21 protein-coding genes are annotated in these 19,003 nt (G+C 64.2%); 10 read left to right on the top strand and 11 right to left on the bottom strand.

The annotated features are described in order from the left end of the window. Nucleotides 1–30: 30 nt before the first annotated feature. The gene (locus ACK8CP_RS16560; protein WP_234630245.1) at nt 31–801 is read left to right on the top strand and encodes a Bax inhibitor-1/YccA family protein; all 771 of its coding nucleotides are present in this window, start codon (nt 31–33) and stop codon (nt 799–801) included. Between the two features lie 105 nt (nt 802–906). Further along, on the top strand, nt 907–1,470 hold the full coding sequence (locus tag ACK8CP_RS16555) for an N-acetyltransferase family protein (RefSeq protein ID WP_414832547.1): 564 nt from the start codon (nt 907–909) through the stop codon (nt 1,468–1,470). 32 nt (nt 1,471–1,502) lie between these two features. Here ACK8CP_RS16555 and ACK8CP_RS16550 read toward each other — a convergent pair whose 3' ends face one another. Continuing rightward, nucleotides 1,503–1,973: a DUF2794 domain-containing protein gene (locus ACK8CP_RS16550; RefSeq protein ID WP_414832546.1), complete on the bottom strand. Its 471-nt coding sequence runs from the start codon at nt 1,971–1,973 to the stop codon at nt 1,503–1,505. 477 nt (nt 1,974–2,450) lie between these two features. Here ACK8CP_RS16550 and thpR point away from each other — a divergent pair, with 477 nt between their 5' ends. The 3 genes from thpR (at nt 2,451) to ACK8CP_RS16535 (ending at nt 5,300) form a co-directional block, all read left to right on the top strand. Beyond that, the gene (gene thpR, locus ACK8CP_RS16545; protein ID WP_128290659.1) at nt 2,451–2,987 is read left to right on the top strand and encodes an RNA 2',3'-cyclic phosphodiesterase; all 537 of its coding nucleotides are present in this window, start codon (nt 2,451–2,453) and stop codon (nt 2,985–2,987) included. Between the two features lie 342 nt (nt 2,988–3,329). Beyond that, entirely contained in the window at nt 3,330–4,271 is a 942-nt protein-coding gene (gene gcvA, locus ACK8CP_RS16540; RefSeq protein ID WP_414832545.1) for a transcriptional regulator GcvA, read from the top strand. 39 nt (nt 4,272–4,310) lie between these two features. Further along, nucleotides 4,311–5,300: an NAD(P)-dependent oxidoreductase gene (locus ACK8CP_RS16535; protein WP_414832544.1), complete on the top strand. Its 990-nt coding sequence runs from the start codon at nt 4,311–4,313 to the stop codon at nt 5,298–5,300. Here ACK8CP_RS16535 and ACK8CP_RS16530 read toward each other — a convergent pair. After that, on the bottom strand, nt 5,297–5,881 hold the full coding sequence (locus tag ACK8CP_RS16530) for a GNAT family N-acetyltransferase (RefSeq protein ID WP_414832543.1): 585 nt from the start codon (nt 5,879–5,881) through the stop codon (nt 5,297–5,299). The two genes, ACK8CP_RS16535 and ACK8CP_RS16530, sit on opposite strands and share 4 nt — an antisense overlap. Before the next feature lie 19 nt (nt 5,882–5,900). Beyond that, a complete protein-coding gene (locus ACK8CP_RS16525) occupies nt 5,901–6,542 on the bottom strand; it encodes a LysE family translocator (RefSeq protein ID WP_128290654.1) in 642 nt (213 codons plus the stop codon). Nucleotides 6,543–6,566: 24 nt separating this feature from the next. On the opposite strand from ACK8CP_RS16525, the gene ACK8CP_RS16520 reads away from it, so the two are divergent. The 3 genes from ACK8CP_RS16520 (at nt 6,567) to ACK8CP_RS16510 (ending at nt 10,017) form a co-directional block, all read left to right on the top strand. Then, a complete protein-coding gene (locus tag ACK8CP_RS16520; protein WP_414832542.1) occupies nt 6,567–7,472 on the top strand; it encodes a phosphatase PAP2 family protein in 906 nt (301 codons plus the stop codon). A 111-nt stretch (nt 7,473–7,583) separates the two neighbouring features. Beyond that, entirely contained in the window at nt 7,584–8,804 is a 1,221-nt protein-coding gene (locus ACK8CP_RS16515; RefSeq protein WP_414832541.1) for an argininosuccinate synthase, read from the top strand. Between the two features lie 64 nt (nt 8,805–8,868). After that, a complete protein-coding gene (locus ACK8CP_RS16510) occupies nt 8,869–10,017 on the top strand; it encodes a site-2 protease family protein (RefSeq protein ID WP_414832540.1) in 1,149 nt (382 codons plus the stop codon). 87 nt (nt 10,018–10,104) lie between these two features. Here ACK8CP_RS16510 and ACK8CP_RS16505 read toward each other — a convergent pair whose 3' ends face one another. The 3 genes from ACK8CP_RS16505 to ACK8CP_RS16495 all read right to left on the bottom strand — a co-directional run bounded on the left by ACK8CP_RS16505 (nt 10,105) and on the right by ACK8CP_RS16495 (nt 12,718). Further along, entirely contained in the window at nt 10,105–11,586 is a 1,482-nt protein-coding gene (locus ACK8CP_RS16505) for a pilus assembly protein TadG-related protein (protein ID WP_414832539.1), read from the bottom strand. Next, nucleotides 11,577–12,098, bottom strand: a complete 522-nt coding sequence (locus ACK8CP_RS16500; RefSeq protein WP_234630234.1) for a TadE/TadG family type IV pilus assembly protein — start codon at nt 12,096–12,098, stop codon at nt 11,577–11,579. Before ACK8CP_RS16500 ends, ACK8CP_RS16505 begins: the two co-directional genes overlap by 10 nt. Nucleotides 12,099–12,193: 95 nt before the next feature. Further along, nucleotides 12,194–12,718 carry a TadE/TadG family type IV pilus assembly protein gene (locus ACK8CP_RS16495; RefSeq protein ID WP_414832538.1) on the bottom strand — a complete coding sequence of 175 codons (525 nt, stop codon included), beginning with the start codon at nt 12,716–12,718 and terminating at the stop codon, nt 12,194–12,196. A gap of 343 nt (nt 12,719–13,061) precedes the next feature. On the opposite strand from ACK8CP_RS16495, the gene typA reads away from it, so the two are divergent. Both typA and ACK8CP_RS16485 read left to right on the top strand, forming a co-directional pair. Continuing rightward, nucleotides 13,062–14,888, top strand: coding sequence for a translational GTPase TypA (gene typA / locus ACK8CP_RS16490; protein WP_234630232.1), 1,827 nt, complete (start codon nt 13,062–13,064; stop codon nt 14,886–14,888). A gap of 50 nt (nt 14,889–14,938) precedes the next feature. Continuing rightward, nucleotides 14,939–15,448 (top strand): GNAT family N-acetyltransferase, encoded by a 510-nt coding sequence (locus tag ACK8CP_RS16485; RefSeq protein ID WP_261215550.1) that lies wholly within the window; start codon nt 14,939–14,941, stop codon nt 15,446–15,448. Between the two features lie 14 nt (nt 15,449–15,462). On the opposite strand, the gene ACK8CP_RS16480 is transcribed toward ACK8CP_RS16485, so the two are convergent. From ACK8CP_RS16480 to betI, 5 genes are all read right to left on the bottom strand, one after another. Next, nucleotides 15,463–15,771 carry a DUF167 family protein gene (locus ACK8CP_RS16480; RefSeq protein ID WP_414832537.1) on the bottom strand — a complete coding sequence of 103 codons (309 nt, stop codon included), beginning with the start codon at nt 15,769–15,771 and terminating at the stop codon, nt 15,463–15,465. Next, complete coding sequence (locus tag ACK8CP_RS16475; protein ID WP_092813306.1) at nt 15,768–16,058, bottom strand: YggT family protein; 291 nt, start codon at nt 16,056–16,058, stop codon at nt 15,768–15,770. The genes ACK8CP_RS16480 and ACK8CP_RS16475 overlap by 4 nt, the downstream gene beginning before the upstream one ends. A gap of 126 nt (nt 16,059–16,184) precedes the next feature. Next, complete coding sequence (locus tag ACK8CP_RS16470) at nt 16,185–16,397, bottom strand: hypothetical protein (RefSeq protein ID WP_092813303.1); 213 nt, start codon at nt 16,395–16,397, stop codon at nt 16,185–16,187. Nucleotides 16,398–16,652: 255 nt separating this feature from the next. Next, complete coding sequence (betA, locus tag ACK8CP_RS16465; RefSeq protein ID WP_414832536.1) at nt 16,653–18,338, bottom strand: choline dehydrogenase; 1,686 nt, start codon at nt 18,336–18,338, stop codon at nt 16,653–16,655. Continuing rightward, entirely contained in the window at nt 18,331–18,921 is a 591-nt protein-coding gene (gene betI / locus ACK8CP_RS16460; protein WP_414832535.1) for a transcriptional regulator BetI, read from the bottom strand. The genes betA and betI overlap by 8 nt, the downstream gene beginning before the upstream one ends. Between the last annotated feature and the right edge of the window lie 82 nt (nt 18,922–19,003).

The following is a 19,003-nucleotide window of genomic DNA, read 5'->3' as shown; positions in this document are numbered from 1 at the left end:
TAGGCGGAGCACCCCAACAGGAGGAATTCGATGGCTGAATTCGACCGGCAGTACCAGACTGTCGATCGCTCGAGCACAGTATCCCGGGCCGGCGCCCGCGCTGGCATCGACGAGGGCCTGCGTGCCTTCATGCTCGGCATCTACAACAACATGGCGATGGGCCTTGCCGTCACCGGCGTTGCCGCCTTCGCCACGTTCTATTTCGCCGTCGAGCAGACGGCGGGTGGCGCGATGCTGACGCCCTTCGGCCAGGCCGTTTATGCGAGCCCGCTGAAGTGGGTGATCATGTTCGCCCCGCTTCTCTTCGTGTTCGGCTTTTCGGCCGGCATCAACCGCATGCAGCCGGGAACGGCGCGGATGGTGTTCCTCGCCTTCGCGGCGGTGATGGGTCTGTCCCTGTCGACGATCTTCCTGGTCTTCACCGGCCAGTCGATCGTGCAGACGTTCTTCGTCACGGCGGCGGCCTTCGGTGGCCTCTCTTTGTGGGGTTACACCACCAAGAAGGATCTGTCGGGCTGGGGTTCGTTCCTGGTGATGGGCCTGATCGGCATCATCATCGCCTCGATCGTGAACATCTTCCTCGCCTCGTCGGCGCTGCAGTTTGCCGTCTCGGCGATCGGTGTCCTGCTCTTCGCAGGCCTCACCGCCTACGACACGCAGCGGCTGAAGAACACGTATGATTACGTGTCCGGCGACACGGTGGCCGCGGGCCGCGCCTCCATCATGGGCGCCCTGCAGCTCTACCTCGACTTCATCAACCTCTTCATGTTCCTGCTTCAGTTCATGGGCAACCGCAACTGAGCGGAATGAGGTTTTTGAGATAGCTTCGAACGGCGCCTTCGGGCGCCGTTTTTGTGTGCGCTTTCTCCCATCGACGCTGATCGCGCAAAGCGCTATGGCGAAACGATGGACACACCCGCCTCTCTCACCATTCGCGCCGCCGAAGCGGCCGATATCCCGGCCATCACCAAGATCTACGCCCATGCCGTCCTTCACGGCACGGCGAGCTACGAGCTCGATGCGCCCGACGAAGCCGAGATGCTGTCGCGTTTCGAGACGATCCTGGCGGGTGGCCATCCCTACCTCGTGGCGCTTCGTGGCGATGAGATCCTGGGCTACGCCTATGCCGGCGCCTTTCGCGCCCGCCGCGCCTACCGCTACATGGTCGAGGACGCGATCTACATTCATCCCGAAGCGCACCGCCAGGGGATCGGCCGGCGCCTGCTCGAAGCGCTCATTCAGGAATCGGAACGGCGCGGCTTTCGTCAGATGGTCGCCGTCATCGGCGACGGCAGCCGCCATGTCGCCTCCGTCGGCCTGCATGCGTCGCTCGGCTTCCGCCATGCCGGCACGGTCACCGCCTCAGGCCTGAAATTCGGCCGCTGGCTCGACACGGTATGGATGCAAAAAGAACTCGGCGAAGGCGGCAGCACCCTGCCCGATCGCGAGCCCGGGCTCCCGGCAGAATAAGCGCGCAGGCGGCGAGACGGGCCGCCCGCCGATCAGCCCGAAACGAGCTTCAGCTTCGGCTTGTCGAGGATCTTCAGAACCTGCGCCAGATCGTGGCCGCGCTTCAGGATCGTGCCGCCGGTCGCCACCACCCGGTAGGCGCCCTGTTTGCGGGCGAGAGCGGGCACCTTCTCCACCTTGTAGAGCGGCATTTCGCTGGCGCGCCGGAAGATCGAGAAAATCGCCCGATCCGCCAAATGGTCGATGGCGTAATCGCGCCATTCGCCTTCCGCCACGCGCCGCCCGTAAACTCTGAGGATGACGTCGAGTTCGGTGCGGTGGAAGGCGACCAGCGCCTTGTTGGCGCCCGGCTTCCCACCGGCATGCGTCCCAGACTGCGCCCCAGAATGCGTCGACGAATGCCCCCCGGGATGCATCGACGAATGCCCGCTCGTTTTCTCGCTCGAATGCGCTGCGAAACCCGTCCGCAGCGCGGCCCTAGACCCGTCTTCTGTCTCGCTCAAGCAAGCCTCCTGATGGCCGTTCATTAAAGCGGCAATCGCGGCAGGCAGGCAAGGCTAGATTGGTTGAACGTCCCGTCGCGGGAAAGAAATTTCATATTGTCGCCGGAATTCAGCCCTTCGCACGCCACTCTGGAAAGCGAGATTGAGACTGCCTCATATAATTCGTCGGAGCCGGGGCGACGGTTCGCCCCCAGCCCCCGAACTCCGGTTCCGCCGAATATTGTTCCGAGTAGGTTCAATCCCCCAGAGGTAACACCTTAAAGGCCGGTCAGTCCGGCCTTTTTCTTGTCCGGCCCTTTTCTTCTACGGCCCCTCATCGTGTTCGCTGCCGGATCGGGCCAGGCGTCACGCCTGGTCTTTTCGGTCCCCTTCTTTCCTTTCCCCATCTGGCCCTAGAATAGGGAGCAGTCGCGGTGCCCATGCGTGATTCGCAAGGCACAGCCGAACCGGCCCGAAGGCCCCGCATGGGAGACCGTCATGCCCCGCCTCTTCACGGCGCTCGAGCTTCCCTCCGACATCGCCTTCTCGCTCTCCCTGTTGCGCGGCGGCCTGCCCGGAGCGCGCTGGATCGACCCGGAGAACTACCACATCACGCTCCGCTTCATCGGTGATGTCGACCACCGCACGGCGAACGAGGTCGCCGGCACGCTGGCGCAGGTGAGCCGGCAGGGTTTCGAACTCTCCTTGTCGGGCCTCGGCACCTTTGGCGGACGCAAACCCCATTCCGTCTGGGCGGGCGTCTCCGCCGGCGACAAGCTGCGCGAACTGCAGGCCGATCTGGAACGCCGCCTGCAGCGTCTCGGCCTCGATCCCGACCGGCGCAAATTCAGTCCGCATGTGACGCTCGCCCGCCTCAAGACGGCGAGCCAGGGCGATGTCGCGGCCTATCTGGCGCTCCGCGGCGATTTCCGCACGCCCCCCTTCGAGGTCGGGCGCTTCGTGCTTCTCTCCTCGCGCGATTCCAGAGGCGGCGGCCCCTACATCATGGAAGAAGCCTACCCGCTCGCGGCCTGACACCGCCCGGACGGACGGGGCGGACCCCAGCCCAATCATCCCTCTCAATCGCGCATCGGATCGCGCGGCGCATGCGGCCGCCCGTCGAGAAAGCCGAGATCGCGCAACCGCGCTTCCGGCATCTCGTCGAGATCGAGCCGTCGCGGCCTGCCCCGCCAAGCCATAAATTGCGCCATGAGAGCCGCAAACCATTGGATGCGCCGGACTGGGCGTCCGGACGCGCATGTTTCTGCGAACATCGCCCATCTCCTGAACAGGTCTCTCCTGAGTGATGTTCGTTTCTAAGCCTTGCAGCGGCCTCCGATCCAACCAATAATCCGCACCTTGCAATAAGGTGCACTTATGCCTTCTTCGCTTCCGCCAGTGGCGGCGATCCGGGTTTTCGAGGCCGCCGCGCGGCATCTGAACTTCACGGCGGCCGCCGAAGAGCTCGCCATGACGCAGGCGGCCGTCAGCTATCAGATCAAGCTTCTGGAAGAGCGCCTCGGCACGCGTCTCTTCGTGCGCCGGGCGCGCGGCGTCGAGCTGACGGAGGCGGGCGCCCGCCTTGCCCCGGCCGTGCTGCGCGCCTTTGAAGGGTTGCGGGAGAGCTTCGCCGCCTTGGCCGTCACCAGCGAACACATTCTGTCGGTGAGCGCCGTCGCCACCTTCGCGACCACCTGGCTTGTTCCAAGGCTCGGCTTCTTCCAGCTCGCCCATCCGGAAATCGCCGTGCGTCTCGACACCAGCAACCAATTGACGGATTTCGCGCGCGATTCCGTCGATCTCGGGCTGCGGGCAGGCCGCGGCGACTGGTCGGGCCTTGCGATCCACAAGCTGCGCGACATCGCCTTCTCGCCTATGCTGAGCCCGGCGCTTGCCGCGCGCCTCGGCCCCGCGCCGAAACCCGCCGACCTTCTCGACCTCCCCTTGATCGATCCGTCGGATTCCTGGTGGACGGACTGGTTCCGCCTCGCCGGCATCGAGGCCGGTGACATCGAGGAACGCTCGGGCCTGCATCTTCTGTCCCAGCATCTCGCCGCCCGCGCGGCCCTCGCGGGCCAGGGCGTCGCCATCCTGGAGCCGGCCTTCTTCGCCGAAGAGGTGGCGGCGGGGCACCTCGTTCAGCCTTTCTCCCTCGCCGCCTCTTCCAACTGGGCCTATTACCTCGTCTATCCCGAGACCCGCCGTCCGCCCCGCAAGGTGCGCGTCTTTCGCGATTGGATCATGAGCCGTCTGCAGGAAGAGGCGGCGCTCCGCCCGGACACGGCGGCGAGAGAGGCACCTGATCCCCGCACGAGCTGAGGCGGCGATGCGGCCAGGCGGCGCCAGTCATTAGCAGCGTTGGCAGCTCGCCCCTCCGCTCCAGATAAAGGCCCAAGGCCAGACAAAAGTGTACGGACGGACGTCTCGGCATCATCCCAGCATCAGCGACGCACGGAAGGCTCGAACATGAAAATCGGCTTCATCGGATTGGGCCAGATGGGCACCGGCATGGCGAAAAACCTCATCGCCGCCGGTCACCAGGTCACGCTCTACAACCGCACGCGTTCCAAGGCGGAGGCCCTGGCTGGAGATGGTGCAACAGTCGCTGACACGATCGCCGACGCCTGCCGCGGAGAGGCCGTCTTCACCATGCTGCCGGACGACAGGGCGCTCGCAGGAATCGTCGACGGCCCCGACGGCATCCTGGAACACCTGCCCAAGGGCGCGCTCCACATCTCCTCGAGCACGATCAGCGTCGCGATGGCGGAGCGGCTCGCCGCATCCCATGCCGAAAAAGGCCAGGCGTTTCTTTCAGCCCCCGTCTTCGGGCGTCCGGAAATGGCCGCCGCCGGCAAGCTCTTCGTCGTCGCCGGCGGCGCCGCGGCCGCCATCGAGACGGCGAAACCGCTCTTCGAGGCGATCGGCCAGCGCACCTTCGCCATATCCGAGGAGCCGAAGGGCGCGAGCCTCGTCAAACTCTCCGGCAATTTCCTCATCGCCTCGGTGATCGAATCCCTCGGCGAGGCGATCGCCCTCGTCGACAAAGGCGGCATCGACAAGAACGCCTATCTGGAGCTTCTCACCTCGACGATTTTCGGTGCGCCCGTCTACAAGACCTATGGCGGCCTCATCGTGGAGGAGAACTTCGAGCCGGCCGGCTTCCCAGCACCCCTCGGCAAGAAGGACGTCGATCTCGCCATGCAGGCGGGCGATGCCCTGAACGTCCCGCTGCCGATCGCAAGCCTCTTGCACGACCGCTTCCTGCGGCTTCTCGCCCATGGCGGGGAAAATCTCGACTGGTCGGCGATGGGCGCGCTCGCGGCAAAGGATGCCGGCAGAAAGAACTAGCCTCTCTCTCGACCTTCTTCGCGCATCGCCTTGTGGCGCTGCGCACGCCATTCCTCGCGCGTGATTTCCCAGATCTCCGAGGGCAGGCGGCCGCTGACGAAGCTGCGCTCCGTCACCGCGACGAGGCGCATCCCGCCGCGCTCGGAGACACGCCTGGAACGGTCGTTCGCGACCGCCTTGGAAACACGCAGCAAAGGCTCACCGAGCGTCTCGAACCAGAATACGCCGACGGCCTCGGTCGCCTCGCCCATCAGGCCCTGCCCCTGCCATTCGGGCGCCAGCCAGAAGCCGCGCTGGTCGTCGTCGCTGTCCCGCCTCAGGCTGATCACGCCGATCGCCTCGTCCGGCCCTGCTTTCGGGCGAAGCGTCCAGTGCCATTCGCGCCCGGCCTCGATCGCCGGCAGCGCCACGTCGCGGATATAGGTGAGCGCCCCATCCTCCGGATAGGGCCACGGCACCACCGCATTCAGATAGCGGACGATCTCAAACTGCGGAAACCTGCGCTGAATGGCGGCAGCGTCATCGATCCGCAATGGTCGCAAGGTTAGGCGCGGCGTCGAGATCTCCGGAATTTTTTGCATGGCCGCAGACCCGACCACCTTACTGCCCGCGCGCCAACAGGATGCGGAAGGCGAAGCCGCCGAAAATGCTGGCACAAAGCCAGTCGATCGCGCGCGAGATCTTGCGCGAACGGCGCAAAGTGGCAGAAACGCGGTCGGCCGCGAGCACCATTGCTGCGCAGGAGGGGACGCCGAGACAGATAAAATAAGATCCGAGAAACGCCAGCTTGGCAGAGGCGTGCGGGTCGTTTACCGAAATGAACTGCGGCAGGAAGGTCACGAAGAACAGAACGATCTTCGGATTGAGGAGATTGATGCCGAAACCTGCAAGCCAGCTCTTCACGAGCGGCTGTCTGGAGCGCAGGCTCGTATCGAGTGTCAAAGCCGAACCACGGCGGATCGCCTGGAACGCGAGGTAGAGAAGATAGAGCGCTCCGACAATCTTCACCGCGAGGAAAGCCTTTGGCGAGGCGGCGAGGAGCGCCGACAGCCCGAAGGCCGCGAGCATCGTGTGCACCACGAGGCCCGAGGTCGCGCCCAGCATGGCGGCAAGTCCGGCCGCGCGTCCCTGCGTCAGCGTGCGGCTGAGAAACAGCGTCATATCGGGCCCGGGCGTAATGATGAGCACGCCGGCCGCGAAGGTGAAGGTGGCGATGACCGCCAGCGAAGGAAGAAAGTCCATACGCGCCTCCTGAGGACCGCATTCATGCCTCTTGCCGATGTCACGCGCCACCCGTTTTTTGCGCCGGTTTTGCGGCTGATGCCCGCGGTCCGCACGGCCGGATCGCGGCCTTTGGCGGATCTTCCCGTGCTTCTGCCACCGCCCGCGCGCCGCGGTCGCCGTGTGGACGACGCCATGGACTTCGTGAAGCGGCGCCCGACGATGACGGCGCTCTCCGCACTTCTTGCGATCCTCCTCGTCTTCGCCGCCTTTCCCGCCATCGATCTCGCCGTCGCCAGGCTCTTCTTCGATAGCAGCCACGGGTTCACGGCGACGGGCGCGCCGCCCTTCTGGCGCAATGTCGGCCGCGGCCTCGAAATCTTTATCGCCATCGCCATCGGCCTGCCCTTCGTCGCGAGACTCCTATGGCCGGACAGGCCGATGCTCGTGCGCCCGCACAAGCCGGTCTTCCTCTATCTCGTTCTGGCGATCGGGCCGGGGCTTCTCATCAACGGCCTTCTCAAGACGTTCTCGGCGCGCCCGCGCCCCCGTCATCTCTTCGAATTCGGCGGCGAAGAGGTCTTCGCCCGTGTCGGCGATCTCTCCGGCACCTGCCATTCCAACTGCTCCTTCGCCTCCGGCGAAGCGGCCTCCGCCTTCTGGCTGATCGCGCTCGTCTTCGTCGTGCCGAGGGCCTGGCGTCTGCCCGTCTTTCTCGCCACCTTCGGGCTCCTCCTCATCGTCTCGTGGACGCGCCTCGCCATGGGCGGGCATTTTTTGAGCGACGTTCTCGTCGCCTGGCTCGTCACCTTCCTCGTCATGATCGTTCTGCGCTTGCCGGTGCTCTACCGGTTCCAGCCCGAGATCGATCGCGGCGTCACCGCCGCCCTCACCATTCTCGGGCGCCGGCTGCGCGCGGCCGGGCGGTTTGTCTTCTCGACCCGCGCATAAGGCCACAGGCCCCCGTTCGTCGCCATCAAGCCGGGCCTCACGTCTTGCACCGCACCGCACCCGGCCTATAGTGCGCGGCCGATCATAACCCTGCGCAACAAGCGGATTTCCATGGCTTCCGACGTCAAGAAAGTGGTGCTCGCCTATTCCGGCGGCCTCGACACCTCCATCATCCTGAAATGGCTGAAAGTCACCTATGACTGCGAGGTGGTGACCTTCACCGCCGATCTCGGTCAGGGCGACGAGCTCGAGCCGGCCCGCAAGAAGGCGGAGATGCTCGGCATCAAGGAAATCTACATCGAGGATCTGCGCGAGGAATTCGTCCGCGACTTCGTCTTCCCGATGTTCCGCATGAACGCCGTCTATGAAGGCGTCTACCTTCTCGGCACCTCGATCGCGCGCCCGCTCATCTCCAAGCGCCTCGTCGAGATCGCCCACGAGACCGGCGCCGATGCGATCGCCCATGGCGCCACCGGCAAGGGCAACGACCAGGTCCGCTTCGAGCTCAGCGCCTATGCGCTCGATCCCGACATCAAGGTGATCGCCCCCTGGCGCGAATGGGACTTCAAGTCGCGCACCGACTTGATCGATTTCGCCGAAAAGAACCAGATCCCGGTGCCGAAGGACAAGCGCGGCGAGGCGCCCTTCTCCGTCGATGCGAACCTCCTGCATTCCTCCTCGGAAGGCAAAGTCCTGGAAGACCCGAACGAAGAGCCGCCGGCCTACGTCTTCCAGCGCTCCGTCTCGCCGGAAGAGGCACCCGACAAGGCGACGATCATCGAGATCGCCTTCAAGAACGGCGACCCCGTGTCGATCGACGGCAAGGCGATGAAGCCGCATGAGCTTCTGGCGGCCCTCAACGATCTCGGCCGCGACAACGGCATCGGCCGCGTCGATCTCGTCGAAAACCGCTTCGTCGGCATGAAGAGCCGCGGCATCTACGAGACGCCGGGCGGCACGATCCTGCTTGAAGCTCACCGGGCGATGGAATCGATCACGCTCGACCGCGGCGCGGCCCATCTCAAGGACGAGCTGATGCCGAAATACGCCGAGCTCGTCTACAACGGCTTCTGGTATGCGCCGGAGCGCGAGATGATCCAGGCGCTCGCCGACAAGAGCCAGGAGAAGGTCGAAGGCACCGTCCGACTGAAGCTCTACAAGGGCAATGTCATCGTCATCGGCCGGGCGAGCGCGCAATCGCTCTACAATGACGAACTCGTCACCTTCGAGGACGATCGCGGCGCCTACGACCAGCGCGATGCGGCCGGCTTCATCCGCCTGAACGCCCTGCGCCTTCGGACGCTCGGCATGCGCGACCGGCTGAAAAGCTGACGAAAGACTGGCGGCAAGTCCGCATGTCTTTGCAATTGGAGAGGATCAGGACCATTTATTTCCTATGTCCTGGTCCTTTCCCATCGGCCGGCTCTTCGGCTCGGAAATCCGCATCCACGCCACCTTCTTTCTTCTCCTGGCGTGGATCGGGTTCGCGCATTACCAGATGGGCGGGGCCGCGGCCGCCATCGACGGCGTTCTCTTCATCCTGGCGATCTTCGCCTGCGTCGTCGCGCATGAATTCGGTCACGCGCTGACGGCACGCCGCTTCGGCATCAAGACGCCCGACATCACGCTTCTGCCGATCGGCGGGCTCGCCCGTCTCGAACGCATGCCGGAAAATCCGCGCGAGGAAATGCTCGTCGCGCTCGCCGGCCCGGCCGTCAACATCGTCATCGCCGCCGTCTTGATCCTCGCCCTCGGCGGCGCCGTCGATACGGCCTCGCTCGCCTCGCTCGACAATCCGCAGGTGAGCTTTCTGGCCCGCCTTGCCGGCGTCAACCTGTTCCTCGCCCTCTTCAATCTCATCCCGGCCTTCCCGATGGATGGCGGGCGCGTCCTGCGCGCGGCCCTCTCCTTCAAGCTGAGCCGCCCGGCCGCCACCACGATGGCCGCACGCATCGGCCAGGGCATCGCCGTCGGCTTCGGCTTTCTCGCCCTTTACGGCAATCCGATCCTTCTCCTCATCGCCGCCTTCATCTTCCTCGCCGGCAATGCGGAGGCGCGCTCCGTCGGCCTCGAAGATGCCGCACGCGGTCTCAGGGTGCGCGATGCCATGATCAGCGAGTTCGAATCCCTCGCCCCCTCCGCGACCTTGGGCGAGGCCGCCGAGCTTCTTCTGCGCACCACACAGCATGAATTCCCGGTCGTCGACGGCAGCGGCCGCCTGCGCGGCATCCTCACCCGCGCGACGCTGATCGAAAAGCTCGCAGCCGAGGGGCCGGACGCCCCCGTCCTGCATGTCATGACGACCGATATTCCGGTGATTGCCGCGCGCGCCCGCCTGAGCGATGCGCTGAAGCGCCTCCAGGCCGGCATGGCGCCGGCGGTCGGCGTCGTAGAGGGCGGCATCAGCCTGGCCGGCCGCACCGAAGGCGGCCGCTTCATCGGCTATATCACCGTCGACAACATCGACGAGCTGATGATGATCCGCGGCGCCACCGGGCCCGCCTCACCACCAGGCCGCGGCACCGGCCCCGTCGTGCCGCAATAGCCGGTTGCGAACCCGGTCACCGGGCGCGCCCAACCGCCCGGGCCGCAGCGCCCCGCAATCACCCGGGCGGAGCCGAACGAACCCCGATCAACGACTGACACGCAGATTGGAAAGCGAATCGCCGATCTGTTTGAACGCCGTCTGCAAGGCCGAGGTATCCGGGGAATCGAAGTAGAAGCTGTCCTGCGACGCACAGCGTCGCATCATCTGCTCGGTCGAATAACCCGGCTTGTTGAAGGCGATCGTGTAGACGAGAATCCCGGCATTTTTCATCGAGGTGCAAACCTGCTCGAGACGTTTGTTCAACTCGCCCTTGGGATTGCTGTACCCCAGACGTTGTTCGGACTCTGGGCCATAAGCAGAATATTCTTCGCCCCAAGTGTTTTCACCATCTGTCATAATGATGGCGGCCTTATCCATCAGTTCATTGTTGTAGTCGAGTGGCAAGCCGTTTGTGCCCATATCTCCGCCCCAGTAGCCGCGCCAACGCGGTGACAACATCCGCCAGCCCCAGACCGCACCGAGATTGATGTGGGTATTGCCGTCTGTCGTCATCCTGTTGATACCGGCCTCGATCGTCGACTTGACGGGCGTCATTGGTGTCACGGCCTCAGGGCAATATTTGTTTGGGCTCCGCCAAGAATTATTATACGGCGTATAATACGCAGTCGGCTTAGTAACTTTCCACTCACCCCAATAGCATTTGTCCCAAACTTCATAACCCGTGCAGTATCTAGTTGAATTATTCCAGTCATTTTTGGTAGAGTCAGGCCAGAGATACACATGAAAACGGGATTCGACAGGAGGTTTGACCGTGTCGTCGTGCATGGGCGGGGTATCCGTCACGTCCTGGCCATCGGCGCGCGCCTCCACGCAGCCGCCCCACGCTCCGCCGGCTGACTGACCGTAATCGGCGTAAGGGAGGTCACTTGGATCTGTGACATTCTCTATGATCCAACCCGTGTTTCCTCCCCCGATATTTACGGCCTGCGAGAACGGCACCAGGCCCACATAGAGGTTCTCAGCGACGGCATCGTCTCCGAACAGGATATCGACCAGCGTCTTGGCCGCGGTTTTCAACGACCCCAGGCTCGATCTCATCGACCCCGTATTGTCGAGCACCATCACGACTTCGAGCCCACCCATCTCGCGCGTGACCTCCGAATGGGCGCTCACCGTCAGCGACTTGAAGCCGAGGAGGCGCATGAACGTGGTCGGCACCTTCGCCGAGGCATTCACGGTGATCGTGGTCTGCGCCGCATTCACCGTGGCCTTGACGTCGGTGATATGGGCATCCGCATAGCCGTCGGGGAAGTTCGCCCGGACGAACTGCTCCACCTCTTCCTGCACATTGGTCGAGTTGATCCGCGATCCGGCCGCAAGCCCACCGGCATCGGCCGCATTCAGGAGTTTCGCCTGAACGAACTGCGCGCGCCCGACATCGACGGCAAAGCCCATCAGGACGATCAGCCCGAGCGCCGAGAACCCGATCAGCGGCGCAACGGAACCGTCTTCCCGGCGCAGATAGCGATGAAAGAGGCGACGGAGAGAACACAACATCACGAACATCCCGCTGTCGTCGTCAGCTGCCCCAGACGGGGGCGGAACATGGCGTATTTGTAGATACCGTGGTCACCGAAGAAGTAGCTGCCGAATGTCGGCGTCCACTCGTAGAACACCTCGGTGATGATGAGATAATCCTTGGGATCGAGCGTGAGGTCGCCCGGCACGTCGGCGATGTCGCCGATATCGCCGATGCGGCTCGCCACATCGAGTATCCCGCCGCCCTTGCACTGCCATTTGACCCGGATCTTGGTCTCATCGCTGTCTCGGGCGACGGCGCTCAGGATGACGAGGCCGTGGTCGCTGAAATCGAGCGGCTTCATCAACTCGGTTGACGCCTGGAACAGCTGGTCGGCCATCGAATAGGTGAGGGTCTTGTCGCGGGCCACGGCGTCGGCGACGGTGAAGGCCATCTTGTCGGCCTTCTGCTGAACCAGGATATAGCGGCTCATTTCAAAGCCGCCGAGCGTCAGGATCACGAGGAAGGGCGCCGAAAGCGCGAATTCGAGCGCGGCCACACCCGCCTCGTTGCGCCGCAAGGCGCGCAGTCGCGCAGATACCCGGCGTGCTACGCGCCGTGATATCCCACAGGCCAGGTTCAGGATCGGTCGCATCAGAAAGGCTCGTTCTTCACCACCGCATGCACGGTGATATCGAGAGTGTTGTCGCTGCCGCCGAGGATTGAGCCGATCATCGGCGTGATGAACTTCCAGGGATAGGTGATGGTGTAGACGACGACCGTCTTGCCTCCGCCGTAACCCGGCGTGCCGGAATTGTCGTCGTATTTGCCGTTGCCGTTGAGATCCGTGTAGTTCTCGCCATCGTCGCGCACGCCATTGCCGTTGGCGTCGATGAACGGCTCGGGGCCTGCGGTCATTTCGTCGAAATCGGTAAAGGAGCGGCTGCTGATCTTGACCCTGGCCGGGTCGATCAGAACGCTCGCATCCGCTTCGAGGGCGGCGCGGATCGTCTGCTCGCGGGAGAGCTTGTTCTCCTTATCGGTGTAGCCCGTGCGCCCGAGCCGGGTTGCAGTGTAGCTCGCATGCTCCAGCACGCTTTCGGCGGAGAGATAAAGCCCGAGCTCGACGACCCCCATCATCATGAAGATCAGGAGGGGCGAAATCAGCGCGAATTCCACCGCCGTCGCGCCGTCTTCGTCGCGACGCCACCGCGAACATCTTGTTCGATATCGTCCGAGCATAGTTAACGCCTTACGATGACGTTTTCTTTTGTCTCTTCGAGCCGTCATGTGGCTTGCATCTTCGACCCAAAAAAGCACGAAGCGATTAAAATGCGCTGCATTTGGCGGGAAACCTGCAAGAAGCCTCAATGAGGCGTTAAGGGGCGCGTGAAAAATCCGGAGAAATGTGTCAAAGGGCGCTTCTGAGGCGCCTTTTCCGCGCTTCGGACGATGTTTGCGCCACAACCCCTGTCTTCCATGACTGGAATGGAGTATGGGCGGCGCACATATAAAGGCCCTCATGACAAAGACTCTACGTAACATCGCCATCATCGCGCATGTCGATCATGGCAAGACGACGCTCATCGACGTGCTCCTCAAGAGCTCGGGCTCCTTTCGCGAGGGGCTGCGTGTCGCCGAGCGCGCCATGGATTCCAACGCGCTGGAGCGCGAGCGTGGCATCACCATTCTCGCCAAGGTGACGTCGCTCGTCTGGCACGACGCACGCATCAACATTGTGGATACGCCAGGCCATGCCGATTTCGGCGGCGAGGTGGAGCGCATCCTCAATATGGTCGACGGCGCCCTCCTCCTGGTGGACGCGGCCGAAGGCCCGATGCCGCAGACGAAATTCGTGCTCACCAAGGCGCTCGCCGCCGGGCTGAAGCCGATCGTCGTCATCAACAAGGTCGACAAGGGCGATGCCCGTCCCGACTATGTGCTCAACGAAGTCTTCGATCTCTTCGCCGCCCTCGGCGCCTCCGAAGAGCAGCTCGACTTCCCCGTGCTTTACGGCTCTGCCAAGCAGGGCTGGATGGCGGAAACGCCGCAAGGCCAGCATCAGGGCATCGATGCGCTCCTCGATCTCGTCGTGCGCCACGTCAACGCGCCGACCACCGAGGAAGGCCCGTTCCGCATGCTGGCGACGACGCTCGAAGCCGATCCCTTCCTCGGCCGCATCCTTACGGGCCGCGTGCGCTCCGGCGAGATAAAGCCCGGCCAGACGGTGAAGGCGCTGTCGCGCAAGGGCGACGTGGTCGAAAATTTCCGCGTTTCGAAGGTGCTCGCCTTCCGCGGCCTGGAGCGTCAGCCGATCGACAAGGGCGAGGCCGGTGACATCGTCGCTCTCGCCGGCATGAGCGATGCGACCGTCGCCGATACGCTCGCCGATCCGGAGGTGACGACGCCGATCGCCGCCCATCCGATCGATCCGCCGACGCTCTCCATGTCGTTTCGCATCAATGACGGGCCGCTTGCCGGGCGCGAGGGCTCCAAGGTGCAGAGCCGCGTGATCCGCGAGCGCCTTTTGCGTGAAGCGGAAGGCAACGTCGCGCTGAAGATCACGGAATCGACCGACAAGGACGCCTTCGAGGTCGCCGGTCGCGGCGAATTGCAGCTCGCCATCCTGATCGAGACCATGCGCCGCGAAGGCTTCGAATTGACCATCGGCAAGCCGCGCGTCGTCAACAGGACGGACGAGAACGGCGAGGCGCTGGAACCGATCGAAGAGGTCACGGTCGACGTCGACGACGAGTTCTCCGGCGTCGTCATCGACAAATTGTCCACCCGTCGCGGCGAGATGGTGCAGATGCAGCCCTCGGGCGGCGGACGCACGCGCATCGTCTTCTATGTCCCGACACGCGGCCTCATCGGCTATCAGCCGGAGCTTCTCTCCGACACGCGCGGCACGGCGATCATGAACCGCGTCTTCCACGAATGGCAGCCCTGGCGCGGCGAGATTCCGAGCCGCCAGCGCGGCGTCCTGATCTCCAACGGCACCGGCGCGGCCGTGCCTTACGCGCTGTTCAATCTCCAGGATCGGGGTTCGATGATGATCGGGCCGGGCGAAGCCGTCTATCCGGGCATGATCGTCGGCGAGCATTCGCGCGGCAACGATCTCGAGGTGAACGTCCTCAAAGGCAAGCAGCTCACCAATATCCGCTCCGCGGGCAAGGACGATGCCGTGCTTTTGACGCCGCCTTTGAAGCTCAGCCTGGAGCAGGCGCTGTCCTACATCGCCGAAGACGAACTCGTTGAAATCACGCCGCAATCTATCCGTCTGCGCAAGGCGATCCTCGATCCGAACGATCGCAAACGGGCCGAGCGCAGCAAAAAAGATGCCGCTTGACGTATCGACAGTGATTGCTCGAAAGGGGCGAAGCGGCTTACGCTTCGCCCATGAGCGCTGTCGTTATCGATATCCGCTATGCGGAACATTCCGATGCAACCGCCATCGCGGATGTGCATGAGCGTTCCTGGAGCGAGGCCTATGCCGGCATCCTTCCGGCCGTCGCGCTTCGCCAGATGGTCGCCCGCCACGGACCCCGCCACTGGGTGGAGGTGATCGGCCGCAGGCGCAATGTCCTCGTTCTGGAAGTGGGCGGCGTGATCGCCGGCTATGCCACCTTCGGCGTCGCCAGGCAGCGCTCCCATGCCCGCACCGCCGAGATCTACGAGCTCTATCTCCTGCCGGAATATCAGGGCATCGGCGGAGGACGCCTGCTCTTCGAAGAGACCTGCCGCACCTTGAAGGAGCGCGGCTTCACCCGTCTCATCGTTCGCGCCTTGACGGAAAACGCCCGCGCGCTCGAATTCTACGAGCACCGCGGCGGCGAAATCCGCTCCATGGCGCAGACGCTTTTCGGCGAGCGGCGCATGCCCGTCGCGGTTTTTTCGTTCAAGCTCTAAGAGCTGTCGAGCGTTCAGACGACACTCTGAAGCTTCTTCTTAAGCGCGTCCGCATCGCCGGCGAGAAGCAGCACCTTCACGCGGCTCGTCCCGCCGCTTGCAACCGACACCGAGCTCTTCGGCACACCGAGCGTCTTCGCCACCAGATTTTCGAGCGCCTTGTTGGCCGCGCCCTTTTCCGGCACGGCCCGCACGCGCGCCTTGATGACGGCGCGCCCGTCGGCAAGCTCTTCCACCCCTTCGAGCGCATCCTTGGCGGCCTTCGGTGTCAGACGCACCGAAAGCAGGAGCCCCTCGGAGGTCGCCTTGAACGGCTCGCTCAAAAGACGACGGGATAGATGTAATAGACGATGATCCGCTGCAGCAGAAAGATGAGAAGGATCGCGATGATCGGCGAGATGTCGAGCCCGCCGAAGGCCGGCACGAAGCGCCGGATCGGCCGCAGCACCGGCTCCGTCAGCTGATACAGCATGCGCCCGATCGTCGAGACCACCTGATTGCGCGGATTGACGACGTTGAAGGCGTAAAGCCACGAGAAGATCGCGCTGGCGATGATCACCCAGGTATAAAGATTGAGGATCAGAAGGATAACGTCGAGAATGGCGCGCATGGAGGTCCGAGGTGTCTGTGGTGGCAGGACGCTCGCCCATGTAGCTGCCAAGCCGGCGCCTTACAAGGCGTGATCCCGCCGCGCCCCGGCCGTCGAAGCGCGCCCTTCAACACACAGGCGTCGATCTTACGCGACGAGCCGGCAGAGCCGCCGCACCTCTTCGGCCCCATGGGCGCCGGAGCTGAGGGCCACTTCGCGGGCGATCCGGTCTTCCTCGCGGCACAGGTCGCGCTTGGCGCGCAGGGCGCGGATGAGGGCATTGGCGGCGCAGCTGCGTGCCGGATCTCCCGGCTGATAGACTTCCTGCATCAGGAGTATGATCTTGGCATCTTCGCCCATGGCAAAGTCCCTCCTTCGCAGATGACAACGCCCTTTGATTCAAAAGCGTTTCAACTCCGCGACAGTAAGTGCGCGTTATGCTTAACCATTGGTTACGCCCCCGCGCAATGAGCCTCTTCCCCCCTGTGGAAAGCGCCCAAGGTGTCTTCTAGCAGCTGAGGCTTGCGCCGGCCGTGCCTCCAAACGCGGACCAGCCATCTCCGTGCGCAGACGGGGCTTGCGCAGGCAGGGCTGGCGGACGCCGCATCGCGCCCGTCAGGCAGCGAGATCGTGATGCGGCAGCTTGCTGCGCTGGCTCACGGCCCAGCCGGAGACGACGACCGGCTCGCGCTCGAAGCGCGGCAGAAGGCTGCGCCCCAGAATATGGTCGGCCGCCTTCTCGCCCACCATCAGCGAGGGGGCGTTGAGGTTGCCGTTGGTGATCTGCGGGAAGATGGAGGAATCGGCCACTCTGAGCCCCTTGACCCCGATCACCCGGCATTGCGGATCGACGACGGCGCCGACATCGTCGGCCGCCCCCATGCGACAGGTGCCGCACGGGTGATAGGCGCTTTCGACTTCACTGCGCACGAAATCGTCGAGTGCCGCATCGCTCATCGCCCCCGGCCCGGGCGCGAGCTCGGCGCCGGAGAATTCTCCGAAGGCCGGCTGTGCAAAAATCTCGCGCGCCAGCCGGATCGCCGCCCGAAAATCGCGCCAGTCCTGTTCGTAGCTCATATAGTTGAAGCGGATTGCAGGCGCCGTCGCCGCATCCGGCCCATTCAGCCGCACAGAGCCGCGCGAGGGGGAACGCATCGGCCCGATATGGATCTGGTAGCCATGCGCGCTCGCCGCCGCGCTGCCGTCATAGCGCACCGCCGCCGGCAGGAAATGCATCTGCAGGTCCGGATATGCGACGCCCGGCGCGGAGCGGATGAAGGCGCAGGCCTCGAAATGATTGGTGGCGCCGAAACCGGTGCGCGTCAAAAGCCAGCGCGTACCGATGCGCCCGCGGCCGACGAGCCCGAGATGCGGGTTGAGCGTGACCGGCTTGCGGCATTCCTGCTGCACATAGACTTCGAGATGATCCTGCAGATTGCCGCCGACGCCCGGCCGGTCGGCGACGACGTCGATGCCCTGTTCGCGCAAATGCTCCGCCGGACCGATCCCCGAAAGCATCAGAAGCTTTGGCGAATTGATCGACGAGGCGGCGACGATGATTTCCCGCCGTGCCCGGATCGTCTCGCGGGCGCCACCGCGGGAGACGACGAGCCCGACGGCCCGGCGATCCTCGAACAGGATGCGCTCCGCCAGCGTATTGCTCATAAGCTCGACATTCGCGCGCTTCAACGCCGGGCGCAGATAGGCCTGGGCCGATGACCAGCGCTGGCCGCGCCACACCGTCATCTCCATCGGCCCGAAACCTTCCTGAGCCGAGCCGTTGTAATCGAAGGTGAGCGGATAACCCGCCTCCGCGCCCGCCCGGATGAAGGCCGAATAAAGCGGATTGCGCATCATGCCGCGCGTCACATGCATCGGGCCGTCGCTGCCGCGCCAGCCGTCCTCGCCGCCATGGCTCGTCTCCAGCCGCTGGAAATACGGCGCCACGTCGGCATAGCCCCAGCCGGCGGCGCCCATCTCCTGCCAGGTGTCGAAATCCTGCGGATGGCCGCGCACATAGACCATGCCGTTGATCGACGAGGAACCGCCGATCACCTTGCCGCGCGGGCAGGCGAGCGAGCGGCCGCCGAGATGCGGCTCCGCCTCGCTGCGATAGCCCCAATCGTAGCGGCTCGTATTCATCGGGATCGAGAAGGCCGCCGGCATCTGGATGAACGGCGAGACGTCGCTGCCGCCATATTCCACGACGAGCACGCTGTTCTGCCCGTCCTCGGACAGCCGGTTGGCGAGCACGCAGCCGGCGGAGCCGGCGCCGATGATGATGAAATCGACGTCACGCATGAGCTTGTTTCCGATTGAGGAGAGCATCGACGGCATGTTCGAGGAGCGCGGCCGCACCGTCGGGATCGGCGGGCTCCGCGAGCGAACGGCGGATCCACACGCCGTCGATGAGCGCGGCGAGCGTTTCCGCGATCCGCACCGCCTCCTCGCGCACCACCAGATCCTGCAGTGCGTGCAGGAGATTGCTTTCCAGCCGCCGCGTATAGACGCGCAAGAGCCGGCGCGCTTCGGGCTCCGTCTGCGCCGCCTCGTAGAAGGCGAGCCAGGCGGAGATGACGGCGGGACGAAACTGGGCTTCCGAAAAATTCCCGGCGATGATGGCGCTGATGCGGGCCCGCGGCGTCGCCGCGGTTTTCAGGCATCGCTGCATCTCTTCGCCGAGCTCGGAGAGAAGATGGCGCATGGTGGCGAGCAGGAGCTTGTCCTTGCCGCCGAAATAATGATGCGCGAGCCCGGCCGACACGCCGGCCCGCTTGGCGATCGTGCCCATGGTGATATGCGCCATGCCCTCCTGATGGATGGCCTCGATGGCGGCGTCGATGAGCGCCTTGCGGCGCACGGGTTCCATTCCGATGCGTGGCATTGTCGTCTCCTGCCGCTCTTCTGCTTTTTTTTGATTGATCAGTCAATCAAGCAAACATTGCCATTCCGCAGCGATGGTGTTT

Source organism: Afifella sp. YEN Y35 (genome assembly GCF_047553465.1).
Lineage (GTDB): Bacteria > Pseudomonadota > Alphaproteobacteria > Rhizobiales > Afifellaceae > Afifella > Afifella aestuarii.
Note: the sequence above shows the minus strand (reverse complement) of the source record. Positions and strands in the feature narration are given on the sequence as shown.